Here is a 6,915-nt window from a genome sequence, read left to right on the forward strand (position 1 = left end):
CGCTTTCACAGGCGACGGGCTTTAAGCCGAACTGGCTCTTGTCGAAAACGTCGGCCATCTGCCTGGCAAACAAGAGCCTTCCGTCCAACTCGTAGGTCCATTGGTGATAGGGGCAGACCAGCTTTGCCGCCGTGCCCTTGTCGGAATTGCAGACGCGGCTGCCGCGATGGYGGCAGGAATTGTGGAAGGCGTTGATATTGCCCTTCTGGTCGCGGACAAGCACGACTGGATAGTCGCCAATCTGCGCCGTGATGTAGCTGCCCGGCTTCGGCAGCTCGCAATCATGACCGATGAACAGCCAGTCGCGATACCAGATCAGCTCCATGTCGAGCTTGAAATAGTCTGGATCGGTGTAGAAGGGCTGTCCTAGCGAAAAGCCTTGCCGCCGGCCACTCAAGAGCCTCAGCATGTCGTTGCGAGCATCCATGTCCTGTCCTCGTTTCTAAGGACTGAACTGGTGGTGACGGAGGAAGGATTGGACGCAGGCCGGCGATGCGCCGGACATGCACTATCCGCCTCTTGACCGCCCACCGCGATCAGTCGAGTCTAGACATCTCGGGCTGGTTTCCGGGCTCTGGAGTTGTCCTTGCGGACCATCGCGACACCTTCCCAGGCTGACGCCCAGTGGTCTCCCGTTGCGACTTGAACTCCACCACCGTTGCGGGGGCAGCGCCGGATTCTGACCGGCTTCCCAATTCTCCGCCTCGTCGTCACGAAGCGGCACCTGAGATGACATGATCTAATCACGATCGCGGGCGCGTCATCGGCATGAAAACGACATCGTATCCATGCGGCGCGACACGCTTGCGAAACGTTCCGGTCGGTGATCGCGAAGCGGAAGCCTTTCTCTTGGGCAACCATAGCCGGCTCCAATCTCGCCGAAACCGACCCCTTGCCAGGAAGCAGAAAAGGTTAACGGTATCGAAAAGTGACTATTAGCTGCCGCTAAAATCGAACCGAACGGTTCGTTTCTGTTGACTGTGCGTGCAGGACTTGTGAACGCTGGGCCTCCGACACAGTTGGTGATCGGGGTACCTGTTTTGTACAACTCTTTGATATGAATTAGAAAAACATTGAGTGTGGAAACCCCTGGCGCAATTTCAAGTGGTGGATTCTTGGTCCACGCGGAACAACTTCGTGATTGGAAATGGCTGGATGGCTCTCCCACATCGGGGCTGTCCGAACGACGCGATTTCTTCCCAAGACACGCCGCTAGACGGACGGTAAAAATAAGAAATACTGGAGTACCAAAAAATGAAAAAGATCATCCTCACTGCCGCCGCCCTTCTGGCCATTTCCGGCAGCGCCTTCGCGAACAGCGACCACTATGGTTCGAATGCCCCGGCAGCCACCGCTGCTGTCGACAGCTCGTACACTGCTTCGACCAAGAAGTCGGAGCCGGCTGCTCAGACGCCTGCCCAGGGTAGCAACCGTAACCTCTTCGGCAATAACTAACAGCCGATTCCCAGAAGGCGGCGGGCTCTCCCGCCGTCCTGGCGAAATCCAGAATTCAGGAGATTTGAAATGAAGAAGATCATGCTTGCTGCCGCCGCCGTCGTGGCGATCTCCGGCAGCGCTTTCGCCGCCAGCGACAACTACGGTTCGAATGGCGCCAACCAGCCTGCCGTCGGTTCGGTTGACAACTCTCAAACGGGCTCGATCCGCAACAGCGGTGGTTTCGTCGGCAAGCTGCTCAATTCGTCGGGTGACGTAGAGAAGTCCGCCCCTCAGAGCGCCGACCGCGACCTCTTCGGCAATCGCTAACAGCCGAAGTTGATTTCCAAAAAAGAGCGGCGGGCCTGGCCCGCCGCTCTTTTCGTGTCGAGACTTGGTTCTGTCTCAAGCCGCCTTTACTTCCGGCTGACGGAGCGAGAAGGAGTGCCCGTCCGCGTCGAAGATGTGAAGGTCGTTGGCGTCCGCGCTCAGCCGCAGCGTCGCACCGCGCTTGACCTCGACATTGCCAGGCAGCTTGGTCACCAGCGGCAGGTCGGCGCGGCCGATGTCGACATAGACAAGCTGGACTTCGCCGAGTTGTTCGACATAGTCGACCGTTCCCTCGAACAGATACTCCGTGCCGCTGGCGATGATCAGATCTTCCGGCCGCACGCCGAAACTCACCGCGGCACCCTTTGCCGAAGCCGGCGTTGCGATCGGCACGCTTGCCTTGCGGCCGCCGACATGGCTGACGACGGTCGGGTTTCCGGTCTTGTCGATGGTCGCCGGCAGGATGTTCATGGCCGGCGAGCCGATGAACTGGGCGACAAACAAATTGCCGGGCTTCTTGTAGAGGTCCATCGGCGCGCCGACCTGCTCGATATGGCCTTCCTTGAGCACCACGATGCGATCGGCCAGCGTCATCGCCTCGACCTGGTCGTGGGTGACGTAGATCATGGTCGTGTTGGGCATCGATTCCTTGAGTTTGGCGATCTCGATGCGGGTGGCGACACGCAGCGCCGCGTCAAGGTTCGACAGCGGCTCGTCGAACAGGAACACCTTCGGGTTGCGCACGATGGCGCGGCCGATGGCGACGCGCTGGCGCTGGCCGCCCGACATGGCCTTGGGCAGGCGATCGAGATATTTGGTCAGCTGCAGGATTTCCGCGGCCTGCTTCACGCGGCGGTCGATCTCGGCCTTGTTCTCCTTGCCGATCTTCATCGAGAACGCCATGTTGTCGTACACCGTCATGTGCGGGTAGAGCGCGTAGGACTGGAACACCATGGCGATGCCCCGCTTCGACGGCGGCACGTCGTTGACGACCTCGCCGGCGATCTTGAGTTCGCCGGAGGTGATTTCCTCCAGCCCGGCGATCGACCTCAGCAATGTCGACTTGCCGCAGCCCGACGGGCCGACAAAGACGATGAACTCGCCCGACTTTATATCGAGGTCGATGCCGTGGAGAATGTTCAGATTGCCGTAGGACTTCTTCACTTGTCTTAGCGTGACATCGGCCATTGGTTTCCTCCCAGTGATTTGAAATTCAAGTGATCTGAAGTTCAGTCGATGCGCCCAAACCAGGCGCCGTAGCCGTTGAGCTGTATGGAACCGCTGCTCGCCTGCCCCGAAAATCCGTGTCCCGGCAAAGGTTGCAGCGATCGGTTGCCAAGCTCAATCCTGGTTGGCTTGGCTGCCAGATTGAAGACGCAGACGACCTGCTCATTGCCTGCGCGGCGTGTGAAGGCGACGGTGTCGCCCTCGCTTTCGATGAATGTGATGTCGCCCTTGGCCAGCGCCGGATGGGCACGGCGGAAGGTGAGAAAGCGCCGGTAGTGCTCGAGCAGCGAGCTCTCGTCGCCCTGCTGGACATTGACCGCTTGCGACAGGTGCTTGGCCGGCACCGGCAGCCATGGCTTGGCCGAGGAGAAGCCGCCATTCCTGGCGCTGCCGTCCCACACCATCGGCGTGCGGCAGCCGTCGCGGCCCTTGAATTCCGGCCAGAAGCGGATGCCGTAGGGGTCCTGCAAATCCTCGAAGTGGAGGTCGGCCTCACCGAGCCCAAGCTCCTCGCCCTGGTAGATGCAGACCGAGCCACGCAGCGACATCAGCAGCGCCGAGATGACCTTGAGATAGGCGGTCGTGTCGGCTTCGCCTGCCGCCCAGCGCGAGGCCGGGCGCATCACGTCATGGTTGGAAAAGGCCCAGCACGACCAGCCGTCGCTGGCGACCTTGCCGAACGATTCCAGCACCGAGCGGACCTTGGCCGCGCTGATCTTTTCCGGCGCCAGGAAGTCGAACGAGTAGCACATGTGCACGCGCTTGCCGCCGGCGGTATAGGCCGCCACCACTTCCAACCCACGTTGCGAATCGCCGACTTCGCCGACCGCCGCGGTAGCCGGATACTCATCGAGCAGGGCGCGGAAGCGTTCGAGGAAGCCGAGGTTTTCCGGACGGCTCTTGTCGTAGAGATGGTCCTGGTAGTTGTAGGGATTGACCGCGGGTGCGGTCTGGTCGTTGCGCTGCTCGGGCGGCAGCGGCGGATTGTTCTCCAGGCCCTGGCTGTGGAAGTAGAAATTGATGGTGTCGAGCCGGAAGCCGTCGACGCCGCGCTCCAGCCAGAAGCGGGTGACGTCGAGCAGCGCGTTCTGGACCTCATGGTTGTGGAAGTTGAGATCGGGCTGCTCGGCCAGGAAGTTGTGCAGGTAATATTGCTGGCGGCTGGTGTCCCATTGCCAGGCCGAGCCGCCGAAGATCGACAGCCAGTTGTTGGGCGGCGTGCCGTCCGGCCTGGCGTCCGCCCAGACATACCAGTCTGCCTTCGCGTTGGTGCGGCTCGAACGGCTTTCCTTGAACCATGGGTGGTTGTCGGCAGTGTGCGACAGCACCTCGTCGATCATCACCTTCAAGCCCAGCCTGTGTGCCTCGGCGGTCAGCGCGTCGAAGTCGGCCAGCGTGCCGAACATCGGATCGACGTCGCAGTAATCGGTGACGTCGTAACCGAAATCCTTCATCGGCGATTTGAAGAACGGCGAGATCCAGATGGCATCCGCACCGAGTGCCGCGATGTAGGGGAGCCGGCCGATGATGCCCTTCAGGTCGCCGATGCCGTCGCCGTTCGAGTCCTGGTAGCTGCGCGGATAGATCTGGTAGATCACCGCACCTCGCCACCAGTCGCGATCGACGGCGAGGTCAGGCTTCGAACTGGCCTTCAAAGCGGATTGCATGGTCTCAGCCTCCTTTCACCGAGCCGGCAAGCAGCCCGCGGACAAAATAGCGCTGCAGCGAGAAGAACACGATCAGCGGCACGATGATGGTCACGAAAGCCGATGTCGTAAGGATCTCCCAGTCGCCGCCACGTGAGCCAAGCAGCGCGTTGAGCTTGGCGGTCARCACGATCTGGTCTGCCTCCGTACCCAGGAAAACCATCGCGACCAGCAGATCGTTCCATACCCACAGGAATTGGAAGATGGCAAACGAGGCCAGCACCGGGAACGACAGCGGCAGCACGATCTTGACGAAGATCTCGAAATCGCTGGCGCCGTCGATGCGCGCCGATTCCATGATTTCGCGCGGCAGGCCGGCAATGTAGCTGCGCAACAGGTAGATGGCGAAGGGCAGGCCGAAGCCGGTATGCGCCAGCCAGATGCCGAGATAGGTTTTCGACGGCATGCCGAAGAAGGCGCCGACGCCGTTGTAGAGCTTCAACAGCGGGATCAGCGACATCTGCAGCGGCACCACCAGCAGGCCGATGATGACCGCGATCAGCAGCGCTCGGCCGGGAAAGCGCATCCAGGCCAGTGCATAGGCGGCAAAGGCGGCGATCAGGATCGGGATGACGGTCGCCGGTATGGTGACAGTCAGCGAATTCATGAACGACCGTCCGATGCCTTCCGAGAACAGCACAGTCTTGTAGTTGTCGGTGGTGAATTTAGGTGGCGCCGACGAGGCATAATAGACGCGCTGGCCGCGATCGCCTTCGAAGGCCTTCGGCGATTGCATGATGAAACTGCCGTCGGCATTGAGCTGCAGGGTGACGCCGTCGCCGAGATCGGCCGATGTGCCGGCGGGGTATTGCGTTGGTGCTGCCGACTTGACGCCGAAAGCGCTGATGTTGCGGACAGGGCTGTTGCCGAAGATGTTGCCTTGAAGGACGAACTTGCCGTCCTTTTCGACTTGCATCGAGGCCGCCGGCAGCCGGCTGGCTTCCGTCTGGGTGGAACTGGAGAACGAATTCCACCAGCCCGAGGCGATGATCTGGTCCTTGTCGCGCAGCGACGAGACCAGGATGCCGAGCGTCGGTATGGTCCAGATGGCGACGAAGATGAGGACGGCAATATGGACGCCGAAGCGGCTGGCGAAGGAATTTCCGGTCGCAACGGCCATCTCAATGTCCTCCCGTCTCTTTGTTCGCCTGGCGGATGTTCCAGACCATGATCGGAATGACCGCGATCATGATGATGATGGCGATGGTGGCGCCGCGGCCGAAATCGCCGCCGCCACGGAACATCCAGTCGAACATCAGGTTGGCCAGCACCTGGCTGTTCCACTGGCCGTTGGTCATGGTCAGCACGATGTCGAACACTTTGAGCACCAGGATGGTGATCGTCGTCCAGACGACGGCGATGGTGCCCCAGATCTGCGGTACCATGATCTTCCAGAAGATCTGGAACGGATTGGCGCCGTCGATGACGGCGGCTTCCAGAGTTTCTTCCGGGATGCCGCGCAAGGCCGAAGACAGGATGACCATGGCAAAGCCGGTCTGGATCCAGATCAGGATCACCATCAGGAAGAAATTGTTCCAGAACGGCAGTGATATCCAGACCTGCGGCTGGCCGCCGAAATGCTGGATGATGGCGTTGAGCAGGCCGATCTGGGTCTGGCCCTCGCCACGGTACTCGTAGATGAATTTCCAGATGACGCTGGCGCCGACGAAGGAGATCGCCAAAGGCAGGAAGATCAGGCTCTTGGCGACCGTGCCCCACCAGATCTTGTCGGTGAGCACGGCGATGATCAGCCCGAGGAAGGTGCAGGCGGCCGGCACCACAGCCAGCCAGACGATGTTGTTGAGGATTGAGTTGCGGAACTCGCGATCGCCGAAGGCCCATTCATAGTTGGCGAGGCCGACGAAGTTTATGCCGCCGCGATCGAGGAACGACAGCCGCAGCGTCTCGACCACCGGATAGATGAGGTAGATGGTCAGGATGATCATCGCCGGACCGACGAACAGCCACGGCCTGACCAGCCCTTGCCGGCGCAGATTGTCGATGGCAGCGGCGCCGGCGACGCCGCGCGACGGGAATATCAGGTCCACCAGCTTGTTGGCGCCCCAGAAATAGGCGACGCAACCGCCGACCCCGACGATGATGACGAATATGGCCGAGAAAATCTGAGCCGCCATGGTCCCTCTCCCTGCGCATGATCCGACAAGGAATGACCTTGGTGACGGGACCAGGCGCCGATTCAGTTGTTGGAGCGTCGTCC

The 6,915-nt window shown here is 60.8% G+C and carries 7 protein-coding genes and 1 riboswitch; of the genes, 2 read left to right on the top strand and 5 right to left on the bottom strand.

Annotation, left to right across the window (positions count from 1 at the left end; genetic code table 11):
- A partial coding sequence (locus ACXJ7R_RS20955) for an aromatic ring-hydroxylating oxygenase subunit alpha (protein ID WP_457153515.1) occupies positions 1–427 on the bottom strand: 427 nt, incomplete at its 3' end.
- Between the two features lie 114 nt (positions 428–541).
- Positions 542–743: riboswitch (cobalamin riboswitch) on the bottom strand.
- A gap of 511 nt (positions 744–1,254) precedes the next feature.
- On the opposite strand from ACXJ7R_RS20955, the gene ACXJ7R_RS20960 reads away from it, so the two are divergent.
- Positions 1,255–1,455, top strand: coding sequence for a DUF680 domain-containing protein (locus tag ACXJ7R_RS20960; protein ID WP_095083078.1), 201 nt, complete (start codon positions 1,255–1,257; stop codon positions 1,453–1,455).
- A 69-nt stretch (positions 1,456–1,524) separates the two neighbouring features.
- The gene (locus tag ACXJ7R_RS20965; protein ID WP_095083076.1) at positions 1,525–1,764 is read left to right on the top strand and encodes a DUF680 domain-containing protein; all 240 of its coding nucleotides are present in this window, start codon (positions 1,525–1,527) and stop codon (positions 1,762–1,764) included.
- Between the two features lie 75 nt (positions 1,765–1,839).
- Here ACXJ7R_RS20965 and ACXJ7R_RS20970 read toward each other — a convergent pair whose 3' ends face one another.
- The 4 genes from ACXJ7R_RS20970 to ACXJ7R_RS20985 are packed head-to-tail and all read right to left on the bottom strand — an operon-like array spanning position 1,840 to position 6,832.
- The gene (locus ACXJ7R_RS20970) at positions 1,840–2,952 is read right to left on the bottom strand and encodes an ABC transporter ATP-binding protein (protein ID WP_457153516.1); all 1,113 of its coding nucleotides are present in this window, start codon (positions 2,950–2,952) and stop codon (positions 1,840–1,842) included.
- 41 nt (positions 2,953–2,993) lie between these two features.
- On the bottom strand, positions 2,994–4,658 hold the full coding sequence (gene bglA, locus ACXJ7R_RS20975) for a beta-galactosidase BglA (protein WP_457153517.1): 1,665 nt from the start codon (positions 4,656–4,658) through the stop codon (positions 2,994–2,996).
- 4 nt (positions 4,659–4,662) lie between these two features.
- On the bottom strand, positions 4,663–5,817 hold the full coding sequence (locus ACXJ7R_RS20980; protein WP_457153518.1) for a carbohydrate ABC transporter permease: 1,155 nt from the start codon (positions 5,815–5,817) through the stop codon (positions 4,663–4,665).
- Position 5,818: 1 nt separating this feature from the next.
- Positions 5,819–6,832 (bottom strand): carbohydrate ABC transporter permease, encoded by a 1,014-nt coding sequence (locus tag ACXJ7R_RS20985; protein ID WP_095083068.1) that lies wholly within the window; start codon positions 6,830–6,832, stop codon positions 5,819–5,821.
- Positions 6,833–6,915 lie beyond the last annotated feature (83 nt).

The sequence above is a fragment of the Mesorhizobium sp. P5_C1 genome, from assembly GCF_054049815.1.